This window comes from Streptomyces sp. NPDC030183, from assembly GCF_055573455.1.
Window position 1 is genome coordinate 241,933 of the sequence record NZ_JBVIBK010000002.1, and the last position, 21,072, is coordinate 263,004.

Sequence of the window (21,072 nt, forward strand, 5' to 3'; positions counted from 1 at the left end):
TGAGCGCTGCCCCCGCACCGTGCGCCCGCGCGACGGTACTCCCATGACTGCCAGCGTCTGCGCGAGCGCCCTCGCCGCCGCCACCCCGTCCACCCGTGACCGGTACGTCGACCTGCTGCGGGTCGCCTCGCTCGGCACGGTCGTCCTCGGCCACTGGCTGATGGCGGCCGTGACGACCGGCGGCGACGGACGGGTGGAGGTCGGCAACCTCCTCGCCGTCGAGCCCCGGCTCCAGATCCTCACCTGGGCGTTGCAGATCATGCCGGTGTTCTTCTTCGTCGGCGGCTTCTCGCACGCCCTCTCCTACCGTTCCCTGCGCCGCAAGGACCCGGAAGCCGCCTCCGTCTACCCGGCCTTCCTCCGTGCCCGCCTCCAGCGGCTGCTGCGGCCCACCATGGTGTTCATCGGGGTGTGGGGCGCCGCCGCCGTCCTGCTGCGGCTCGGCGGACAGGGCGGCGGACTGCTCGACGTGGCGCTGCGGCTGGTGGCGCAGCCTCTGTGGTTCATCGGGATCTACCTGGCGATGGTGGCGTTCACCCCGCCGCTGCTGAGGCTGCACGAAAGGTACGGCTGGGGCGCGTTCGGCGGGCTGGTCGCGGCGGCAGCCGCCGTGGACGTGCTGCGCTTCGCGCTGGGTGTGCCGTACGTCGAGTTCCTGAACTTCGCCCTCGTCTGGCTCGCGGTCCACCAGCTCGGATTCCTGCGCGCCGACGGCCGGTTGACGCGGCCGTACCTGCTCGCCGGGGCGGGCCTCGCGGGGGCCGCGCTGCTGGTCGCGTACGGACCGTACCCGCTGTCGATGGTCGGGATGCCCGGCGAGAAGGTGTCGAACATGGCGCCGCCGACCTTCGCGCTGCTCTGCCACGGGATGTGGCTGGTCGGCGCGGTGGAGTGGGTGCGCGGGCCGGTCGCGCGGTGGCTGGAGCGGCCGACGGTGTGGCGGGCGGTCGTCGCGGCCAACGGCATCTCGATGACGGCGTTCCTGTGGCACCTGACCGCGATGCTCGGGGTGTACGGGGTGCTGCTCGCCCTCGACACGTCTCTGCCGGACCCGGCGACCGGTGCGTGGTGGGCCCAGCTGCCCCTGCGGCTCGCCGCGGCGGCCGTCGTGACCGCCGCGCTGGTGGCCGCGTTCCGGGGCTTCGAACGGCCCGCGGCCCGCCGGGGGCGGGGGCGCCCCGCCGGGGCGGCGTCGCACGCCGGGCACGCGGGACCCGTCGCGGCCCTCGGGGTGACCCTCTGCCTGTTCGGCGTCCTCGGCCTGTCGATGGTCGGCTTCGGCGGACTCTTCGAGGGGCGCACGGCCCTGCTGATCGCGATCCAGGTGACGGCCCCGGCGGCGGTGGGCATGACCCTCGCGGGGTGGCTGCTGGTGGAGCGGGTGGGCCGGGGCGCCTAGTAGCTCGGGGCCGGGGGTGCGGGGGCGACTGCGGGTCCGTCGTGGTTGTTCGCGCGGTTCCCCGCGCCCCTGAAAAGCGGCCGGGGCTGCGCCCCGTGCTTTTCATGGGGAGGGCGGGCCGCAGGCCCGTCCCTCCAGGGGCGCGGGGAACTGCGCGACCAGCCCCCACCCACCCGCACCCGCTGTGCATCGGCGGATCCCGAGCTATGAGGCGCCCGCCATCCCCTCCGCCTTCTCCAACCAGTCCAGGTACCACCTCGCGAACGTCACCGGACGGCCCGCCTCGTCGAGGAGGGGCGTCAGGTCGACCTCGTCCACCCGGCAGTCGGACCAGACCGTGCCCCGGTGGGGGCCGCTGACCACGAGCCACTCCCGCTGGGCGCAGCCCAGATGGCAGATCACCACCGCGCCCGCGGTGCGCTCCGGCGCCCACAGCAGGGCCTCCAGCCGCTCGTCCCACGCCTGGTACGCCGTGTCGAAGTGGTCGAGGTCGTCGAAGTCCTCCTCCTCGGGGCACTCGGCGACGAGTGCCGCCAGCGCCTCCGGGTCCGGCCCCTTCTCGGGGAACGGCTCGGCGAGCAGCGACAGGTCGGCGAGGTCCGCGCCGTCGCCCTCCCAGCGCCAGCGGCCCTCGACCCGCCGTACCGGGAACACCCCGTAGGCCGGGCCCGCCCCACCCGCCCCGACCCGCGTGAGGAACGACCGGTACTCCTCCGGGAGGCGCACCCCCACCTGGCTCTCCAGCTCCCCGAGCGCGTCCTCGGTGAGCGGTTCCTCCAGCGCCCACCCGTGTCCGTGCGCCCCGAACACCTCACCGCCGGCCCGCTCCCCGCGCAACGCCACGACCCGCTGCCGTACGCCAGCCCACACCTGATCCGCCTCAGCCATGGACGCACGGTACGCCCCGCCACCGACAACGCCGGGCGGCCCCGTCGTCGGGAGCGGGGTGCCCCCGGTTCCGTACTCCCGCCCCCGTACGCGCGGATACTCTCCCCGGCAGACGACCACCCCCGCCGCCCCCCGGCAGGGTGACCGTATGAGGACAAGTCGCCCCGTACGCCGGGCCCTCCTGGTCGTTCACGTCGCCGTTTCCGCCTGCTGGCTCGGGCTCACGCTCGGGCTGCTCGCGCTCGGGGCCACCGCGAGCACCGCCGGGTCGGCGGTGACCGTGGAGGCGTCCGTACGCGCGATGAAGCTGTTCGCGGACTGGCTGCTGATCCCCGTCGCGCTCCTGACCTTCCTGAGCGGCCTGGCGCTGTCGCTGGGCACCGCGTGGGGGCTGGCCAGGCACCGCTGGGTGTACACGAAGTTCTGGCTGACCCTGGCCACACTCACCGCCACCGTCCTCGCCCTGCGCCCCGGGGTGAACGGCGCGGTCACCGCCGTCGCGGCGGGCGGACCGCTGCCCGACGCCGGTGACGTGCTGTTCGGGCCGGTGGTGTCGTTCTCCGCGTACGTCTTGATGACGGTGATCTCGGTGCTCAAGCCGTGGGGGCTCACCCGGCGTGGCCGCCGGCTGCGGGCGGCCGCCCAGGGCCGGGGCAAGCGTCCCGGCACGGCCGGCACGGCCGCCGACTACCCTGGAGGGTCGATCGTCCCCGTGGCAGGAGAGTAATGGCCGTCAACCTGGTCAATGTCGAGAACGTCAGCAAGGTGTACGGCACCCGCGCCCTGCTCGACGGGGTCTCGCTCGGCGTCTCCGAAGGGGACCGGATCGGAGTCGTGGGACGGAACGGGGACGGCAAGACCACCCTCATCCGGATGCTCGCCAAGCTGGAGGAGGCCGACACCGGGCGGATCACCCACTCCGGCGGCCTCCACCTCGGCGTGCTCACCCAGCACGACTCCCTCGACCCGGCCGCCACCGTGCGGCACGAGGTCATCCGGGACATGGCGGACCACGAGTGGGCGGGCAACGCCAAGATCAGGGACGTCCTCACCGGCCTGTTCGGCGGCCTCGACCTGCCCGGCTTCCCGCAGGGCCTCGACACCGTCATCGGCCCGCTCTCCGGCGGTGAGCGGCGCCGGATCGCGCTCGCCAAGCTGCTCATCGAGGAGCAGGACCTGATCGTCCTGGACGAGCCGACGAACCACCTGGACGTCGAGGGCATCTCCTGGCTCGCCAAGCACCTGCGGGAGCGGCGCTCCGCGCTGGTCTGCGTCACCCACGACCGCTGGTTCCTCGACCAGGTGTGCACCCGTATGTGGGACGTGCAGAAGGGCTCGGTCTACGAGTACGAGGGCGGCTACTCCGACTACGTCTTCGCGCGGGCCGAGCGGGAGCGGATCGCAGCGACCGAGGAGGTCAAGCGGCAGAACCTCGTCCGCAAGGAGCTGGCCTGGCTGCGGCGCGGCGCCCCCGCCCGTACGTCCAAGCCCCGCTTCCGTGTCGAGGCGGCCAACGAGCTGATCGCGGACGTGCCGCCGCCGCGCGACACCAGCGAACTGATGAAGTTCGCGTCGACCCGGCTGGGCAAGACCGTCTTCGACCTGGAGAACGTCACGGTCCAGGCCGGACCCAAGGTGCTGCTGAAGCATCTGACCTGGCAGCTCGGCCCCGGTGACCGCATCGGCCTCGTCGGCGTCAACGGCGCCGGCAAGACCTCGCTGCTGCGGGCCATGGCGGACGCCGCCCGCAGCGAGGGCGAGAAGCAGCCGGTCGCCGGACGCGTCGTCACCGGCAAGACCGTCAAGCTCGCCTACCTGTCCCAGGAGGTCGCCGAACTCGACCCCGAGTGGCGGGTGCTCCAGGCCGTGCAGCAGGTCCGCGACCGGGTCGACCTCGGCAAGGGGCGCGAGATGACGGCGGGGCAGCTCTGCGAGACCTTCGGGTTCAACAAGGAGAAGCAGTGGACGCCGGTCGGCGACCTCAGCGGCGGTGAGCGGCGGCGGCTCCAGCTGCTGCGGCTGCTGATGGACGAGCCCAACGTCCTCTTCCTCGACGAGCCCACCAACGACCTCGACATCGAGACCCTCACCCAGCTGGAGGACCTCCTCGACGGCTGGCCCGGCTCGATGATCGTCATCTCCCACGACCGGTTCTTCATCGAGCGGACGACGGACCGGGTGTTCGCCCTGCTGGGTGACGGCGCCCTGAGGATGCTGCCGCGCGGGATCGACGAGTACCTGGAGCGGCGGCACGCCATGGAGGAGGCCGCCGCGGCCTCCGCGCCGGTCGCCGCCAGGACCGCCGCCTCGGCCTCGGCCTCCGAGAAGACCGTCTCCGCGGCCGACGCCCGCGCCGCGAAGAAGGAACTCCAGAGGATCGAGCGGCAGTTGGACAAGCTCTCCGAGCGCGAGACCAAGCTGCACGCGCAGATCGCCGACAACGCGACGGACTTCGCCAAGGTCGCCGAACTCGACGCGGAACTGCGGGTGTTGGCGGGGGAGAAGGACGAGCTGGAGATGCGTTGGCTGGAACTTGCCGAGGACGCGTAGCGGGAACCGGCTGGGGAGCCTCGGCCTAGGCCCTGGTGTTCGACGCCGGGTGCCGGTCGTGCAGGGCTGGTCGCGCAGTTCCCCGCGCCCCTTCAAGGGCACTGCCCGTGCCCGGCGTTCGCTCGCCCTCCTGGGCCTCCGAAGCCGTGCGGAGCAAGGGGCGTGCGTCTCGTGAAGGGGGCGTGAAGGAGCGTAACGGAGGCATCACGGGGCGGTTCTCCCTTGGGAACAGGGGAGCGACCGGCCCCGTGCGCGGTCGTGTCGCAGTGATAGAAAGAGCCGACTGGCAACAGTTTGGGAAGCGACACCACGCGTGACGACGGGTGGCTCGAAAGCAGCGAAACAGGGGGAATCGCGCTGATGACTCAGCCACCCAACCAGCCGCCCCAGGGCGGCTTCGGAGCTCCGCAGAACCCCGGACCGCAGCAGCCGTACGGCTATCCGCAGACCCCTCCGCCGCAGGGCCCGCCCGTGCCGCCCCCCGGCTACGGCTACCCGCAGCAACCGCCCGCGCAGTCGGGCCCGTACCCCCAGCAGCCCGGCCCGTACGCGCAGCAGCCGGGGCCCTACACCCCTCCGCCGCAGCCCGGTTACGGCTATCCGCAGGGGCAGTACCCGGGCGCGCCCACCCCGCCGTCGGGCGGCGGCTCCAAGAACCCCTTCAAGGGCAAGCCGGCGCTGGCGATCGGCGCGGCGGTGGCCGCACTGCTCGTGATCGGCGGCACCGTGTTCGCGGTGACGAGCCTCGGTGACGACGGCGGCAAGAAGGAGCCGGTCGCCAAGGAGAGCGCGAGCAAGGGCGCCGACGACCCCAAGGCGTCCTCCTCCCCGTCCGCGCCCGTCAACCCGGGTGACGGCAGCGGGGGCGGCGGCGACGACCTCGACATCTCCGACCTCAACGAGGGCCGCGAGGCGGGCGAGGCGAAGGTGCTCTGGTACAAGAGCGCCCCGGACGCCCCCGGTTCGGGTGCGCAGGCCCCCGGCCTGTGGGTCACCGACAAGGTCGCCGTGAAGGCCGCGTACAAGCAGCTCTTCGCGTTCGACGTCCAGAGCGGCGACCCGGCCTGGGACCCCATCGAGTTCGAGGGCGCGATCTGCACGGTGACCCCGGAGCCGACCGCGGACGGCCACATCGTGGTCGCCTCCAAGCGCGGCACCCGCAAGGACTCCGAGTGCGACCAGCTCCAGCAGATCGACCTGAACACCGGGAAGACGGGCTGGACCGCCGAGTTGGAGAAGGGCGCCCTGTTCGACAGCAACATCAGCGTCGGCCTGTCCGTCACCGGTGACACCCTCATGGTGGGCCGCTCGCAGTCCGGCACCGCGTACGACGTCAACACCGGCAAGAAGCTCTGGGACAAGAAGGACTACGGCCAGTCCTGCTACCCGGGCGGCTTCGCGGGCGGCGCGCGTCTGGTCGCCGTCTCCTCCTGCGCGGTCACCGCCGACAAGGAGCACGACGAGGTCCAGGAGCTCGACCCGAAGACCGGCAAGGCCAAGTGGACGCGGAAGATCCCCAAGGGCTGGCGGGTCGACCACGTGTACTCGCTGAACCCGCTCGTCCTCTACCTCACCAACGAGGAAGAGAAGAAGTGGAACATCTCCGCCTTCGAGGCCGACGGTTCCACCCGCTCGCAGCTCGACATCAAGGGCTCCATCAAGCCCGACTGCGACACCGGAATCATCTCCCGCAACCTCCAGGGCTGCTCCGGTGTCGCCGCCGACGCCGACACGCTCTACCTGCCGACCGAGGCGAAGGACGACGCGAACGAGATCGTCGCGGTCAACCTGTCCACAGGCAAGGAGAAGTGGCGGGTCAAGTCCCCCGCCGACGCGGCCATGTCGGCCGTGAGGATCGAGAACTCCAAGCTGATCGCGTACGTCAAGCCGACGCGCGAGGGCGACGGCGGCCAGATCGTGTCGTTCCCGACGACTGGCTCCAGGCCCAAGGTGACGAAGCTCCTGCAGATGCCGGGCAGTGCCGCGAAGATCGAGAGCTCCTTCTACGCGAAGGCCATCGCCTACGTGGACGGGCGCTTCTACATCTCCACCGCCCGGCTGCTGGGCGTGGGCGAGTCGAAGGAGAAGTTGATGCTGGCCTACGGCAACTGAGCCGGGGACCGGTGTCCCGGTCGACCCTCCCCCTCGTCCCTCATCCGCCTTCCACCATCCGTCCCGAGGTATTCACGTCATGACGCAGCCGCCGCCCCCGCCGAACCAGCCGCCGGGCCCGCCCCCGAACCAGCCGCCGCAGCCCCCGGCCCAGCCCCCGCAGGACACCCCGCCGCAGGGCGGCTTCGGCGCGCCCACACCCCCGCCGGCCGGCGGTTTCGGCGCCCCGACGCCCCCGCCGCAGGGCCCGCCGCCCGCGCAGGGCGCCGGGTACGGCTACCCGCAGACGCCTCCGCCCGCCGGCCCGCCGCAGGGCCCGCCGCCCGCCCAGGGCCCGGGTTACGGCTACCCGCAGACGCCCCCGCCGCAGCCGCAGCCCGGCTACGGCTACCCGGGCCAGCCCGGTCAGCCGGGACAGCCGGGCCCGTACGGGCAGCCGCAGCCCGGCCCGTACGGTCAGCAGCCCTACGGCCAGCCCGGTCAGCCGTACGGCTACCAGCCGCCGACCATGGCGATGCACCCGCACGCTCCCGGCGGCAAGAAGAAGGTCAACTCCACGGCGATCATCATCACCGCGGCGGTCGCCGCCATCGCCCTCATCGTCGGCGGCGGCGTCTTCTACGCCGCCTCCAAGGGCGGTGACGACGACAAGAAGAACACCGCCAGCTCCGAGGGGACGACCGGCGGCAAGGACGACCCGAAGGGCACCGACGGCGGCACCTCGTCCTCCGGCGGCTCCTCCTCCGGCGGTGTGGAGATCCCGGCCGAGGCCCAGGAGAAGGCCCCCTCCAACTCCAGCGCCAAGGTCCTCTTCCAGGTGCCGGCGCACGAGATCAAGGACAAGGGCCAGATCGACAGCGTCAAGGGGTCCTGGCTCACCGGCAAGACGTACGCCAAGGCCGGTCTGAACAAGATCGTCGGCTATGAGCCGGACAGCGGCAAGGCCAAGTGGACGCTGGACCTGCCCGGCCAGACCTGCGCGAGCTCCCGTGAGATCACCACGGAGGGGATCTCCGTGGTGATCACCGAGGAGGCCAAGCGCAGCAAGGCGGACGAGCGTCCGGCGTGCACCCAGGTCATCGCGTTCAACGTCGACACCGGCAAGGAGATCTGGACGAAGACCGCCGACGTCAGCGGCAGCAAGGTGCCGTTCGGCGAGGTCACCATCTCCGGTACGACGGTCGCCGCGGCCGGCGGCTACTCCGGCGGCGCCGCCTTCGACGTCAACTCCGGCAAGGTGCTGTGGTCGCCGAAGGTCGGCGAGTGCACGGACGAGGGCTACGCGGGCGGCGCCCAGCTGGTCGCGGTCCGCAAGTGCGGCGACTACGGCGAGGAGACCTTCGAGATCCAGCTGCTCGACCCGAAGTCGGGCAGCGTCAAGTGGACGTACAAGCTGCCCAACGGCATCGACCGCGCCAAGATCATCTCCACCAAGCCGGTGGTGTTCGGCGTCGTGACCGGCAGCGACATCCCGCTGACCGGCACCAGCGACATCTTCTCGCTCGACGAGAAGGGCAAGCTGCGCGCCAAGATCTCCATCCCGGACAAGAAGTACAACTACGACTGCCCGGTCCGCGGGGTCTGGGCCTGCAAGGGCATCTACGTCGGCAACGACAAGGTGTACATGCCGACCGAGAACCACGACGGCACCGGTTCCTACAGCCGGACCAACGAGATCGTCTCCTTCTCGCTGGCCACGGGGAAGCCCACCGGCGACCGGGTGGACGCGGGCGACGACTACGAGCTGTTCCCGATCCGCATGGACGGCCCGAACATCATCGCCTTCAAGGACGGCCCGTACGACAAGGGCGCCCAGGTCGTCTCCATCGACGGCAGGACAATGAAGCAGACCACCCTCATCGAGACCCCGTCGTCCGAGTCGGTCCTCCGCGCGATCAGCGCGATGGTGCCGACGCTGAGCGAGATGCTCTACACCGACGGACGGTTCTTCATCGGCAAGGACCTGGTCAGCAAGCCGTACGACAAGGACGAAAAGGAGTACACGGCGCTCGGTTTCGGGGCGAAGTAACACCACGCGCCCCCTGGGTCCCGCGCGACGGCCCCGCCCCTGGTCAGGGGTGGGGCCGTGCACGTATACCGCATCACTCGCGAAGGGGAGGGATGTCGGTAATCCGGGGCACTTCCCACCGGTAGGGGGAGCGCAACGTCGAACAAGCGTGTAGCTTCCGGGGGCATGAGAGCGGGGGAGCAGACGGCGGAGTCGGGGGGCTTCTGTCCGTGAGGCCCGGTGGGCGGCCATAGTTGGCAACCATTGGGGGGACTGGGGGGTGGCTGGCTCGATGGGAGTGCGGCTCATGGTGGTCGACGACCACCGACTGCTCGCCGAGGCGCTGGCCTCGGCGTTGAAGCTGCGGGGGCACCGGGTGCTCGCCGCGGCGGCACCCGCCGCGGGCGCGGCGGAACTGGTGATCACACGGGCGCCCGAGGTGTGCCTGCTCGGCACGGCGACACCCGCCGAGCCGGGCATCTTCGACCCGGTGGTCAGGATCAAGCGCGAGCGTCCGCAGGTGGCGGTGCTGGTCCTCGGCCCGGTGCCGAACCCGCGCGGCATCGCGGCCGCGTTCGCCGCCGGCGCGTCCGGCTACGTACGGCACGACGAACGCATAGAGGGCGTCGAGCGGGCCATCATGAAGGCCCGCGCGGGCGAGGCGGCGGTGGCGCCGCAACTGCTCCAGAGCGCGTTCAGCGAACTGCTGAACCCGGCGGTCCAGCCGGACGACGAGGGCCAGCGACTGCTCCAGATGCTGACCCCGCGCGAGGTGGAGGTCCTGGTCCGCGTCGCGGAGGGCGAGGACACGAGGCTGATCGCGGCGGGCATGGGCATCGCCCCCTCCACCGCCCGCACCCACGTCCAGCGGGTCCTGATGAAGCTGGGCGTGGGCTCAAGGCTGGAGGCGGCGGCCCTGGCGGCCCGCACGGGCTTGCTGGACAGGGCGGGACCGGTGGGGCCGCCCCCCGGGTGAGCTGGGCCCGGAACGGCGTTGAGCAAAACTCCGCTCGGCGTGGATCGAGCCGCATGGCCGTACCTAGTCAGAAGGTGTCCGCTCATTCGACCCTGACGGGAGCCATGATGACGACGTCGCCGAACCCGAACCCGAATCCGGGTTCACCGACCCCTGACCCGCAGGTTCAGGACGAAGGGCCGCTGGTCGGCGTACGCACTGCGGTCATTTTCCTGATCTGCGCGTTCGTCGGGCTGGTCGTCGGGGGGCTCACACACCTCGACGGGCATTCGACTGCCATGGCTCTTCTCGCGGGAGCTTCCGCCGCGGGGATGAGTCTTCCGGTATTGCACAAGCTGATCGCCACGCGCTGACTCGGGTCGAGGAACCGAAGGTTCGGGGTGGCATCCACCTTCACACGCGGATGCCACCCCGACCGGTCTGCGAATCCGTCTCCGGTTCGAACGCCGAGGATCACGCCCCCAGCAGGATGCGCTCCGCGGTGCGCAGCGCGTTCTGGGCGTATTCGTGGAGTTGTGTGCGTTGCTCTCTCGGAGTCAGAACCGAAAGGAACGCGAACACGGCCGACGTCGTGACCAGGAGCGCCGCGACCGGCAGCAACGGTACGGCTCTCACCCCGTCCGTCCAGGACAGGCGCGCACCAGTGGTCCCAGGGGTCCTCGGCGGTTGCGTACGGGTGAGTGCCAGTGCCGTGAGCAGGAACAGCACCCCCAGGGCGATCAGGAACGGTGACAAGGTCAGGAGAGAGAGCCCGGCGCCCGCGCCAGGAAACACCAGCCAGCTCGTCACGGTGATGGCAGAGGCGCCCGCCGTCAGTTGCAAAGTGGCCTGCTGGCGGGCTGAGGACCGCTGCCGTGCCGCAGTTTCGCCTTCGTGCCGGGCGGCCTCGATCTCCGTGTTCCGCTCCCGCAGGGCGAGTTCACGCATCTGCTGGGCGTTCTGCAGGTCCAAGCGTTGCTGTTCCAGCGAGTAGCGGCGGTCGCTCTCACGCTCACTCATCTCCAGCCGTTGTCGTTCCAACTGGAGCTGCTGCTCCTCGACTTCGATCTGGCGCACAGCCACACGCATGGTGTCATGAGCGTAGGAGCTCTGCCGTACATTCAGTTCTCGTTCCGCGACCTCCTGTTCGGCTTGCTGTACGGCGATCTCGGCCTGCTGCAGATTCCTTTTCACTTCCAGCAGCCCGGCCATCGAGGAGTCCGTCCCGCCGTCGCCGTCGGCGCGCTGTCCCGTGGGGCCCTCGGTGCCCTGAGCCGCTCGCGCGGCTTCAACCCGTGCGACCAACTGCTCAAGCCGCTCGATGTCGTCGTGGTCGTCGTGGTCGTCGCTGTCCCCGTGGTGGAAACGGTCGTCTTGCTGGTGGTCGCCGTACTGGGCAAAGGCCACCATCGACGACTCGTCCTTCAGGCGATGCGGGGAGACAAACGCGGACATCGCGTATCCAGCAGGCGGCGAGTCGGAGTCGGCCTCGCCGCTGACATGCGCTCCTACCGCGGCCACTTTCTCAGAGCAGGGGAAGAGCTCGTCTTCAGGCTGGTCATCCTCAGCCGGTTCGGCCCATTCGGCCGTGTCCTCGGCGATCACTTCGTCGTCCTCGATGCTAGGGCTGAGCGAAGACGAGCCCAGCAGATCCAGGTACTCCGTCACCTCGGCGAGGGTCTCTGTGTCCTGGGGAATCTCATGGGGTGTTGCCGCAGCCAGTGGCTCCAGAGCAGCGATCCAGCGGGCTCGCTGTCCGCTGTCGTCGACCTCCACCTGGTCCAGTTGCCGAAGCAAGGCCAGTGCCTCACCGGCGACGGTCCGCATCTGGTGCGGCGTCAGATCATCCGTAGACGCATGCATGTCAGACCTCCTTCTCAGGGTCGTCCGATTCGTCTCTTCGCTGAACAGGTGGTTGGGGCGGGGTGCGGGGGCCGCTGGACGTCTCCAGGTCTGACGCCTTGTCCAGGCCGTCCTGGCGTTTGCGCGCGGCGGCACAGAACCGGCGCCACTTCTCACTGGCGGAGTTTCCGCTCTTGCCCAGTGCGGCACCGATCTCGCTCCACTCCCAGTCAAGTTTGAAGCGCAGCTCCGCGATCTTCCGGGTCTCTTCGTCGGCTTGCTGGAGCACGCGTTCCAGCAAGTCGACGATGATCGCGTGGTTCATCGGGTCGATGGGCGGATGCAGGAGGAACATGCGCGCTGCGGTGCGTTCGAGGGCCGCTAGGTCCTCCGAGTTGACGGCGCGCAGTCTGCGGTCCTCGTCCCACCGCCTACGCCACCTCCGAAAGGCGTTGGGGAACTCCAGCACGAGCGCCCCGACGTAGTAGGACCGCAACAGGCCGCCCCGGTCCGGCTGCCATTGGCCGCCGCGCAGGGCGTGCTCGCGGAAGCGTTCCGCGACCACTGCCAGGACGTCCATGACCAGCCCTTCGCGGGCGGTCACGTGATCGCGCAGGAGAGCGCGCTCCCGTGAGGTGCCGACCGGTCGTCCACGATCCTTGCACCGTTGGAAGATGCTGCTGTCGCAGATCGTCTTGTGCAGGAAATTACGCCCATAGGCGGTGAGCTTCCCGATGAACAGATCCCACCGCGGTCCCTGGAATCCGTCAGCTCGAAGTTGCTCCACGAGGGCGCGGTCGGCAGACAACCGAGACTCGGCGGTAGCCTTCTTGGCTGCCACCGAGTCCTCGGTATTGTCAGGCGCTCCGCCCTCCGTCCGCTCTTCGTCCGACGCCGAACTCTGGCCTTGTCCCCCTTCTTCGGGCATCGCTCTTGTCGAGCTCGCGCCCGATGCTTGTTCGTCACCGTCCGATGGCATCTGCCGCTCCACTTCCCCTCCAGGCGGCCAGGATCCGCCGCTGCTGCGGCTCATGGACCTGTGTAGGTCGAGCCGACCGGGATGTTCCACACGTGAAGCCGAAATGCTCGTTTGTCGAGGTTTCTGCTCTTCCTGCGTTCCCTATGTCACCTGCTGCTTCTGCTCCCTCCTGGGCCCGGGCCAGGGTGTGGTCGACCAAGGCGGTGAGGGCCTGGATCTGCCGGACGGCGGTTGCCTCGTCGGCGGGTCGGTTGTGCACGGCGACGGTCACCGAGACACGGCCGTCCGCGGTTGTCGCGGGCCACGCCAGGAAGCCGAAGCCGCTGCCGCCGTGCCCCCAGCAGCCGCCGCCGCAGCTCATCGAGGTCCAGCCCCAGCCCCAGCCCGTACCGGGAGCCCGGTACCTCGCCGGGAGTGTCGGGCACGGCGACGGTGCGCCGCATCTCGCCGGCGGGGCGGGGGCGAGGAGCCAGCCGCAAGGAGCGCGGAGAAGAAGCGGTTGGTGTGGGCGGCGGTACTGATGACCGACCCGTCGGCGGCCCCGTCGAAGCGGGGTGGGCGAGGGTGGTGTCGGTGAGGGAACCCGGTGCGGAGGCGGACGCCGTCCGCGTGGACGCCGGCCCGCCTCCCCTGTCCACCGCCTCGAACTGCTGGCAGTTGCGGGCGTGGGGCCGAGGGAGAGGGGTGTCGTCGCCCGGCGTGTACGTCCGGGTGAGCCGCAGCGGACCAGGATCCGCGCCTCGACCTCCCGGTCCCAACTCTGGCCGATGAGCGCCTCGATCACTCCTCCGCCTCGGCCCATGCCGGGGCGCGCGTAGCGCCGGAGGTGTCCGCCCGGAACACCGGCGACTCCGCGACCGTCGTCCGCACCCACAGTCCCACCCCCACGAGCACGGCGCTGAGCAGGAACGGAACCCGCCAGGCCCACTCGGTGAAGCCGTCCCTGCCGACGATGTCGAGCGTGGGGACGATGACGGCGCCGGAGAGCAGGAAGCCGAGCGAAGGGCCCACGTCGGGGACGGCCGCGTACAGCGCGCGGCGTCGGTCCTACGGGCCCAGGGCGCTCGGCATCCCGCAGCGGAACACGATGCTGACGGCGACGACCATCGGGGCGGCGGCCGGGATCGCGGTCACCCTTCCCGTAGCCCGGCTCGCCGACCGGGTCGGACGGCGGCCGCTCCTGCTCACGGGCGCACGGAGTCGCTGTTGGAGCACTCCCAGCGGGCGCCCGGCGCGAAGACGGGCGGACGCGTCATGGCGAAGGCGACGCGCTGCCGGGAGGTGTACGCGGTGGACCGGTGCTTGAGGTATCCGGCGGCGCTCATGTCCGGTACGGCGTCCGCGATGTGGGAGGACGGTCGCGACGTACGTCTTGGTGGTGCTGCCGATCCGGATGTACTCGGCGGGCGGCACCGGCCGCACGTCCCCACCCCGCTTCGGGCGGTCCGCACAGCACGAGCCGGGTCCACCCGGACGGACACCCCGGTGACCCCGCTGTCCCGCACGGCGTCGGCGTCGCGGTGAAGGATGGCCGCTGCCGCGTGGGCGTGGGCTGGGGAGAGGATGCCGAGGAGGGCGAGGGGGAGAAGGGCGGTCGTGGCGGCGCCGGTGCGCCGGACTGTGCGGTGGACGCTGCCTCGGGCAGTAAGGGTGAGGGGGCATGACCCACCGGTAGGAAGCCGCACTTCAGCCCCACCACCCGGCAATTCCCCGCGTGTCACCGGGGTTTCCCTCAGCGGCCGGCCTTGAGGTGGTGGAGCAGGCCGGCGAGGGGGTGAGAGCGCCGGCTGGCCGGAAGCCGTGTGCGGCTCCCGGCCCCTCACTCGGCGGTCACCCGAGGGCATCCCCCGGCGGTAGCGCTTCGGACTGCTCCGCCGGTCGGATCGGTCGCATCCACAGCCACACCAGGAAGAACACCCCCAGCGCGAGCATGCCGAGGCCCGTCCACAGGTTGATGTTGACGCCCTCCGCCTTGTCGATCTCGGCGTCGGACGCGGTGATGCCCGCGAGGGTGACGATGACGCCGTAGACCACGAAGAGGCCGCCGATGATGCGGCGGATGTCGAAGAGGCGGGCCGCGGTGGTGGACCTGCCCTCCAGTTCGGTGACCTCGCGCTGGACGTCGCGCTCGGAGTACCCGGAGCGGGCGGCGTGATCGGGGTGTTCCCGCCCGCCGTGCTCGGCGTCGTCGTGGCGCCCGGAGTGCTCGGGAGGCTCGGGGAAGTCGGACATCGGTGTCGGTCCTCCGGTCGTCAGAACGAGAACGGGATGTAGCAGGCGGCGGCCAGCACGACCGCGCCCCAGCCGAGCAGGGCCGGCCGGCGGTACCACGCGTCGTCGCCCTCCGCCGGCGGCTCCTCCATGCCGGGGGAGCGCGTCCCGTACACCAGCCCCTGGAGGTCCTCCTCCGGCTTGGGCGCGGTGAAGAGGGAGACCGCGACCATCACCACCGCGCCCGCCACGAATCCGGCGATCGCGGAGACGAAGTTGGCCCCCTGGTCGGTGGGGATGTCGAGGACGTCCCGCTTGTAGAGGACGAAGTAGTTGACCATCGCGGCCGTCGTCCCGGCGAGCAGCCCCCAGAAGCCGGACTTCATCGACGCGCGCCGCCAGAACATGCCGATGATGAAGACGACGAACATCGGCACGTTGAAGAAGGAGAACAGCGTCTGGAGGTAGCTCATGATGTTGGAGAAGGACGACGCGAGGAACGCCGTCCCGATCGACGCGAGCACCCCGATCGCCGTGATGAGCCGCCCGAAGCGGACGTAGTACTCGTCCTCACGCCCCCGGACCGCGTACTTGGCCCAGATGTCGTTGGTGAACACGGTGTTGAAGGACGACACATTGGCCGCCATGCCCGCCATGAACGCGGCGAGGAGCCCGGTGACGGCGATGCCGAGGACACCGTTCGGGAGCAGGTCCTGCATGAGGTACGGGATCGCGTCGTTGTACTGGTAGCCCGACTCGGCCGTACCGAACCCGGGCACGAGGACGGCGGCGACCAGCCCCGGGATCATGACCAGGAAGACGATGAAGATCTTCGGGTAGGCGGCGATGAGCGGGGTGCGCTGGGCCGCCGACAAATTCTTCGCCGACAACGCGCGCTGCACCTCGGCGAAGTTCGTCGTCCAGTAGCCGAAGGACAGGACGAACCCGAGGCCGAGGACGATCGTCAGCCAGTTCGCGCCGAGCGGGTTGTCGTTGCCGATGCCGGTGCCGTCCCAGGCGGTGACGAAGTCCGGGCCCTTGCTCGCCGTCAGTGAGTCGGACAGGCCGTCCCAGCCGCCGACCTTCTTCAGACCGAGCACGCTGATCGGGATGAGCGCGGCGAGGATCACGAAGAACTGCAGGACCTCGTTGTAGATCGCCGACGAGAGACCGCCCAGCGTGATGTACGCGAGGACGAAGAACCCGGCCACCACGATCGACACCCACTCCGGCCAGCCCAGCAGCGCCTCGACGACGATGGCGAGGGCGTACAGGTTCACCCCGGCGATCAGGATCGCGGCGAAGGCGAACAGGATCGAACTGAGCAGATGCGCGCCCCGGTCGAAGCGCAGCAGCAGGAACTCCGGTACCGAGCGGACCTTGCTGCCGTAGTAGAAGGGCATCATCACCAGGCCCAGGAAGACCATGGCCGGGATGGCGCCGATCCAGTACCAGTGCGTGGTGTAGACGCCGTACTGCGCGCTGTTCGCGGCCATGCCCAGGATCTCGGTGGCGCCCAGGTTGGCCGCGATGAACGCCAGCCCCGTCACCCAGGCGGGCAGCGAACGCCCGGAGAGGAAGAAGTCGAGGCTCGTGCGCACCGACCGCCGGGCGGCGAACCCGATGCCGAGGACCACGACGAAATAGACGGCGAGGATCGTGTAGTCGAGCCAGTCGGTGGGGAGCCGTAGCTCGGCGGCGAGATTCTGCATGCGCGGCTCACTTCGGTCGGTTGGCCTTGTGGTGATCTTTGTTTGATTGTGATGGTGACGGGCGTGGGGACTTGTGCTTTGATGTGTTCGGTTCTGTTTGGTGAGCCGGATGACGTGATGGCTTTACGGCGTGATGGCTACGGCGTGATGGCTTGATCGCTCGACGGCTTGATCGCTCGATTGCGGGTACGGATGGGGAGTCCGGCGTGAAGAAGACCTCGACCCGGCTGGCCGACGGTCGTGAGCTGATCTACTACGACCTGCGCGACGACACCGTGCGCGACGCGGTGGACAAGCGGCCCCTGGAGCGCACCGTCACCACTTCGGAGGTACGCAGGGACCCGCTGCTCGGCGACTCCGTCGCGATCGCCTCGCACCGGCAGGGCCGCACCTACCACCCGCCGGCCGACGAATGCCCGCTCTGCCCCTCCCAGGGCGACCGGCTCAGCGAGATCCCCGACTCCTCGTACGACGTCGTCGTGTTCGAGAACCGCTTCCCGTCACTGGCCGGCGACTCGGGCCGCTGCGAGGTCGTCTGCTTCACCTCGGACCACAACGCGTCCTTCGCCGACCTCACCGAGGAGCAGGCCCGCCTCGTCCTGGAGGCATGGACCGACCGCACCGCGGAGCTGTCGCATCTCCCCTCCGTCGAACAGGTCTTCTGCTTCGAGAACCGGGGCGCGGAGATCGGCGTGACCCTCGGCCACCCCCACGGGCAGATCTACGCCTACCCCTTCACCACCCCCCGCACCGCCCTGATGCTGCGCTCGCTCGCCGCCCACAAGGACGCCACCGGCGGGGAGAACCTCTTCGACGCCGTACTGGAGAGCGAACTGGCCGGCGACCGCGTCGTGCTCCGGACCGAGCACTGGGTGGCGTTCGTGCCGTACGCGGCCCACTGGCCGTACGAGATCCACCTCTACCCCCGCCGTCGCGTACCGGACCTCCTGGCCCTCGACGAGGACGCGCGTACAGAGTTCCCCAAGGTTTATCTGGAACTCTTGAGGCGCTTCGACCGGATCTTCGGCGAAGGTGAACCGCCCACGCCGTACATCGCGGCCTGGCACCAGGCACCGTTCGGCGCGCTGGAGGAGTTCGAGGGCGTCAACCGCGACGACTTCGCCCTCCACCTCGAGCTTTTCACCATCCGCCGCACCTCCGGCAAGCTGAAGTTTCTCGCGGGTTCCGAATCCGGCATGAACGTGTTCATCAACGACGTGCCGCCGGAGCGCGCGGCCGAGCGACTGCGAGAGGTAGCGAGTTCATGAGCGGTAAGTACCTGGTCACGGGCGGTGCCGGTTACGTCGGCAGCGTGGTCGCCCAGCATCTGCTGGAGGCGGGCCACGAGGTCGTCGTCCTCGACAACCTCTCCACGGGCTTCCGCGAGGGCGTACCGGCGGACGCGACCTTCATCGAGGGCGACATCCGCGACGCCGCGAAGTGGCTGGACGCCTCCTTCGACGCCGTCCTGCACTTCGCCGCGTTCTCGCAGGTCGGCGAGTCGGCCGTCAAGCCCGAGAAGTACTGGGACAACAACGTCGGCGGCACCATGGCCCTGCTCGGCGCGATGCGCGAGGCGGGCGTGCGCAAGCTCGTCTTCTCCTCGACGGCGGCGACGTACGGCGAGCCCGACACGACCCCGATCGTGGAGTCCGCGCCGACCCGGCCGACGAGCCCCTACGGCGCGACCAAGCTCGCCGTCGACCACATGATCACCGGCGAGGCGGCGGCCCACGGCCTGGGCGCGGTGTCGCTGCGCTACTTCAACGTCGCCGGCGCCTACGGCTCCTGCGGCGAGCGCCACGACCCCGAGTCCCATCTGATCCCGCTGGTCCTCCAGGTCGCGCAGGGCCGCCGCGAGGCGATCTCCGTCTTCGGTGACGACTACCCGACGCCCGACGGCACCTGCGTCCGCGACTACATCCACGTCGCGGACCTCGCCGAGGCGCACCTGCTGGCGCTGGACGCCGCGGTGGCCGGCGAGCACCTGATCTGCAACCTGGGCAACGGCAACGGCTTCTCGGTCCGCGAGGTCATCGAGACGGTCCGCAAGGTGACCGGTCACCCCATCCCGGAGGTGGTCGCCCCGCGCCGCGCCGGCGACCCGGCGATCCTGGTCGCCTCCGCCGACACGGCCCGCGACCGCCTCGGCTGGAACCCGTCCCGGGCGGACCTGGCGGGGATCGTGGCGGACGCGTGGGAGTTCGCGCGGCGACAGGCGGGGTGAGGACGTCCCCGGGCGGAGAGTTGTGCGCGGGTGAGTGTGGGCCGGGGTGGCGGCCGGTAGGTTCGACCGGTGTCGCGGTCGGTGGGTTCGGCCGGATCGTCGGCCGGTGGGCAAGGAAAGGGCAAGGTCAGGGCATGAGCGAGGCCGTAGAGGGCGAGGCCGTGGGGGTCGGAGCCGTGGACGCCGGGGCCGTCGAGTCCAGGGCCGTGGAGTCCGGGGCCGAGGTCGCTGTCGCCGAGCGCTTCGAGGAACTGTACGGGGTGGCGCCGGAGGGGGTGTGGGCGGCGCCGGGCCGGGTCAACCTGATCGGCGAGCACACCGACTACAACGACGGCTTCGTCATGCCCTTCGCCCTCCCGCACACCACCGTCGCCGCGGTCTCCCGCCGCACGGACGGCGTCCTGCGCCTGCACTCCTCCGACGTGGACGGCGGTGTGGTGGAGCTGGCGCTGGACGGGCTGGCCCCCGAGACGGACCGCGGCTGGACGGCGTACCCGGCGGGCGTCGTCTGGGCCCTGCGCGAGGCCGGCCACGCGGTGACCGGCGCGGACGTGCACCTGACGTCGACGGTCCCGACGGGCGCCGGCCTGTCCTCGTCGGCCGCGCTGGAGGTCGTGGTGGCCCTGGCCCTCAACGACCTCTTCGACCTCGGCCTGAAGGGCTGGCAGCTGGCTCGCCTCTGCCAGCGCGCGGAGAACGTCTACGTCGGCGCGCCGACCGGCATCATGGACCAGACCGCGTCGGCGTGCTGCGAGCAGGGCCACGCCCTGTTCCTCGACACCCGTGACCTCTCCCAGAAGCAGATCCCCTTCGACCTGGCGGCGCAGGGCATGCAGCTGCTGGTCGTCGACACCCAGGTCAAGCACTCCCACAGCGAGGGCGAGTACGGCAAGCGCCGCGCCGGCTGCGAGAAGGGCGCGGCCCTGCTGGGCGTGGACGCCCTGCGGGACGTGGCGTACGACGACCTCGACGCGGCCCTGGAGCGGCTCGGCGACGAGGAGGAGGTCCGCCGCCTGGTCCGTCACATCGTGACGGAGAACCACCGGGTGGAGCAGGTGGTGGCGCTGCTGGAGGCGGGCGAGACGCGGGCGATCGGCCCCGTCCTGGTCGAGGGCCACGCGTCCCTGCGCGACGACTTCCGCATCTCCTGCCCCGAGCTGGACCTGGTCGTCGACACGGCGACCGCGTCGGGCGCGCTGGGCGCGAGGATGACGGGCGGCGGCTTCGGCGGCTCGGCGATCGTCCTGGTCGAGTCGGCGGACGCGGACACGGTCACGAAGGCGATCGAGGAGGCGTTCGCGGCGGCGGACTTCACGGCCCCGCGGGTGTTCGTGGCGGTGCCGTCGGCGGGGGCACGGCGACTGTCCTGACCCGCCCCTCCCAGGGCCGCGCCCGGCCGACGACGTACGACTTCACGCACACCGCGGGAAGGGCGCGGCTCCGCAGCGGTGTGATTTCACCCGCGAACGCCCGCCGACACCCACAACAAGCTCACTGACGATGGCCCCCGAGCCCCACGCCTGGGTGCGAGCCCGCATGCGCGCGAGAAATCGCGCGCAGGTCGGAAGAGACCGGCGGAACTCAGGGTGGGCGCTCCACGCCTGCTGAACGTGCGAGCGCGGGGCCTCGAACTGCGCTCATCGAGGCGTGACGCCGCCGGTCGACTCACAACTTGCCGAAGACGACTCCGCGCCACGTCCAGCCCGACTCGAGGACCGCGCCGCGCAGTGGTCTCCGTAGGTCTGCTCCGTCAAAGCGGAAAGTCTCGGTCGCTTCGACGCGGCCACTTTCTGCCCGCTCGATCGTCCAGTGGCGGGAGATGGTTCGATCCGGCCCGCGCGAGTACCCGGACGAGATGGCGAGCCGGGGAGGATTTCCGACGCGGGTGACCTCCCACTGCTCTTCGAGAGCACGCACTTCGTGGTCGACCGCGTTCAGGCGCATCCGGATTCTGATCGCCCGAGTCAGCTGAGATTCCAGGAACAGCGTCTGCCAGGCAGGCTCCCGCATCCGCCACTCGGCCACGAGGTCGGCTTCGTCCCCGGAGCCGTCACGGATGACGTAGGGGACGTCGGAACGGTTGAGACTGAGCAAGGCCACACGGACCTCCTCAAGGGAGCGAGGCGCAACACCACCGTCTGGATGCTTGGTTCCGGTCAGCTTGTCGAAGAGTCCCATGAAGTCAACCT

General features: G+C 70.4%; 18 protein-coding genes. 10 read left to right on the plus strand and 8 right to left on the minus strand.

Annotated elements, in window-relative coordinates; genetic code table 11:
• Window positions 1-43 precede the first annotated feature (43 nt).
• Window positions 44-1,399: an acyltransferase family protein gene (locus ACZ4Z2_RS03970; protein WP_468072064.1), complete on the plus strand. Its 1,356-nt coding sequence runs from the start codon at window positions 44-46 to the stop codon at window positions 1,397-1,399.
• A 204-nt stretch (window positions 1,400-1,603) separates the two neighbouring features.
• Here the strand turns inward: ACZ4Z2_RS03970 and ACZ4Z2_RS03975 are convergent, their stop codons facing one another.
• Entirely contained in the window at window positions 1,604-2,287 is a 684-nt protein-coding gene (locus ACZ4Z2_RS03975; RefSeq protein ID WP_468072066.1) for an SMI1/KNR4 family protein, read from the minus strand.
• A 148-nt stretch (window positions 2,288-2,435) separates the two neighbouring features.
• On the opposite strand from ACZ4Z2_RS03975, the gene ACZ4Z2_RS03980 reads away from it, so the two are divergent.
• The 6 genes from ACZ4Z2_RS03980 (at window position 2,436) to ACZ4Z2_RS04005 (ending at window position 10,286) form a co-directional block, all read left to right on the plus strand.
• The gene (locus ACZ4Z2_RS03980) at window positions 2,436-3,014 is read left to right on the plus strand and encodes a DUF2269 domain-containing protein (RefSeq protein WP_468072068.1); all 579 of its coding nucleotides are present in this window, start codon (window positions 2,436-2,438) and stop codon (window positions 3,012-3,014) included.
• Window positions 3,014-4,837, plus strand: a complete 1,824-nt coding sequence (locus tag ACZ4Z2_RS03985; protein ID WP_468072070.1) for an ABC-F family ATP-binding cassette domain-containing protein — start codon at window positions 3,014-3,016, stop codon at window positions 4,835-4,837. Before ACZ4Z2_RS03980 ends, ACZ4Z2_RS03985 begins: the two co-directional genes overlap by 1 nt.
• A 360-nt stretch (window positions 4,838-5,197) precedes the next feature.
• Entirely contained in the window at window positions 5,198-6,949 is a 1,752-nt protein-coding gene (locus tag ACZ4Z2_RS03990) for an outer membrane protein assembly factor BamB family protein (RefSeq protein ID WP_468072072.1), read from the plus strand.
• A 79-nt stretch (window positions 6,950-7,028) separates the two neighbouring features.
• Window positions 7,029-8,978, plus strand: coding sequence for an outer membrane protein assembly factor BamB family protein (locus ACZ4Z2_RS03995; RefSeq protein ID WP_468072074.1), 1,950 nt, complete (start codon window positions 7,029-7,031; stop codon window positions 8,976-8,978).
• Between the two features lie 271 nt (window positions 8,979-9,249).
• On the plus strand, window positions 9,250-9,933 hold the full coding sequence (locus ACZ4Z2_RS04000; RefSeq protein WP_468072076.1) for a helix-turn-helix transcriptional regulator: 684 nt from the start codon (window positions 9,250-9,252) through the stop codon (window positions 9,931-9,933).
• 104 nt (window positions 9,934-10,037) lie between these two features.
• Entirely contained in the window at window positions 10,038-10,286 is a 249-nt protein-coding gene (locus ACZ4Z2_RS04005; protein WP_468072078.1) for a hypothetical protein, read from the plus strand.
• A gap of 100 nt (window positions 10,287-10,386) precedes the next feature.
• On the opposite strand, the gene ACZ4Z2_RS04010 is transcribed toward ACZ4Z2_RS04005, so the two are convergent.
• The 6 genes from ACZ4Z2_RS04010 to ACZ4Z2_RS04035 form a co-directional block, all read right to left on the minus strand.
• Entirely contained in the window at window positions 10,387-11,775 is a 1,389-nt protein-coding gene (locus ACZ4Z2_RS04010) for a hypothetical protein (RefSeq protein WP_468072080.1), read from the minus strand.
• A gap of 1 nt (window position 11,776) precedes the next feature.
• On the minus strand, window positions 11,777-12,595 hold the full coding sequence (locus tag ACZ4Z2_RS04015; RefSeq protein WP_468072082.1) for a hypothetical protein: 819 nt from the start codon (window positions 12,593-12,595) through the stop codon (window positions 11,777-11,779).
• Window positions 12,596-13,513: 918 nt separating this feature from the next.
• Complete coding sequence (locus tag ACZ4Z2_RS04020; protein ID WP_468072084.1) at window positions 13,514-13,744, minus strand: hypothetical protein; 231 nt, start codon at window positions 13,742-13,744, stop codon at window positions 13,514-13,516.
• Between the two features lie 173 nt (window positions 13,745-13,917).
• On the minus strand, window positions 13,918-14,058 hold the full coding sequence (locus ACZ4Z2_RS04025; protein ID WP_468072086.1) for a hypothetical protein: 141 nt from the start codon (window positions 14,056-14,058) through the stop codon (window positions 13,918-13,920).
• A gap of 505 nt (window positions 14,059-14,563) precedes the next feature.
• Entirely contained in the window at window positions 14,564-14,965 is a 402-nt protein-coding gene (locus tag ACZ4Z2_RS04030; protein ID WP_468072088.1) for a hypothetical protein, read from the minus strand.
• A 20-nt stretch (window positions 14,966-14,985) separates the two neighbouring features.
• A complete protein-coding gene (locus tag ACZ4Z2_RS04035) occupies window positions 14,986-16,656 on the minus strand; it encodes a sodium:solute symporter family protein (protein ID WP_468072090.1) in 1,671 nt (556 codons plus the stop codon).
• A 206-nt stretch (window positions 16,657-16,862) separates the two neighbouring features.
• On the opposite strand from ACZ4Z2_RS04035, the gene galT reads away from it, so the two are divergent.
• From galT to galK, 3 genes are all read left to right on the plus strand, one after another.
• A complete protein-coding gene (galT, locus tag ACZ4Z2_RS04040; RefSeq protein ID WP_468072092.1) occupies window positions 16,863-17,924 on the plus strand; it encodes a galactose-1-phosphate uridylyltransferase in 1,062 nt (353 codons plus the stop codon).
• Window positions 17,921-18,883, plus strand: a complete 963-nt coding sequence (gene galE / locus ACZ4Z2_RS04045; protein WP_468072094.1) for a UDP-glucose 4-epimerase GalE — start codon at window positions 17,921-17,923, stop codon at window positions 18,881-18,883. The genes galT and galE overlap by 4 nt, the downstream gene beginning before the upstream one ends.
• Window positions 18,884-19,017: 134 nt before the next feature.
• Window positions 19,018-20,253, plus strand: coding sequence for a galactokinase (galK, locus tag ACZ4Z2_RS04050; RefSeq protein ID WP_468072096.1), 1,236 nt, complete (start codon window positions 19,018-19,020; stop codon window positions 20,251-20,253).
• 295 nt (window positions 20,254-20,548) lie between these two features.
• Here galK and ACZ4Z2_RS04055 read toward each other — a convergent pair whose 3' ends face one another.
• Complete coding sequence (locus tag ACZ4Z2_RS04055) at window positions 20,549-21,061, minus strand: hypothetical protein (RefSeq protein ID WP_468072098.1); 513 nt, start codon at window positions 21,059-21,061, stop codon at window positions 20,549-20,551.
• Window positions 21,062-21,072: the final 11 nt, after the last annotated feature.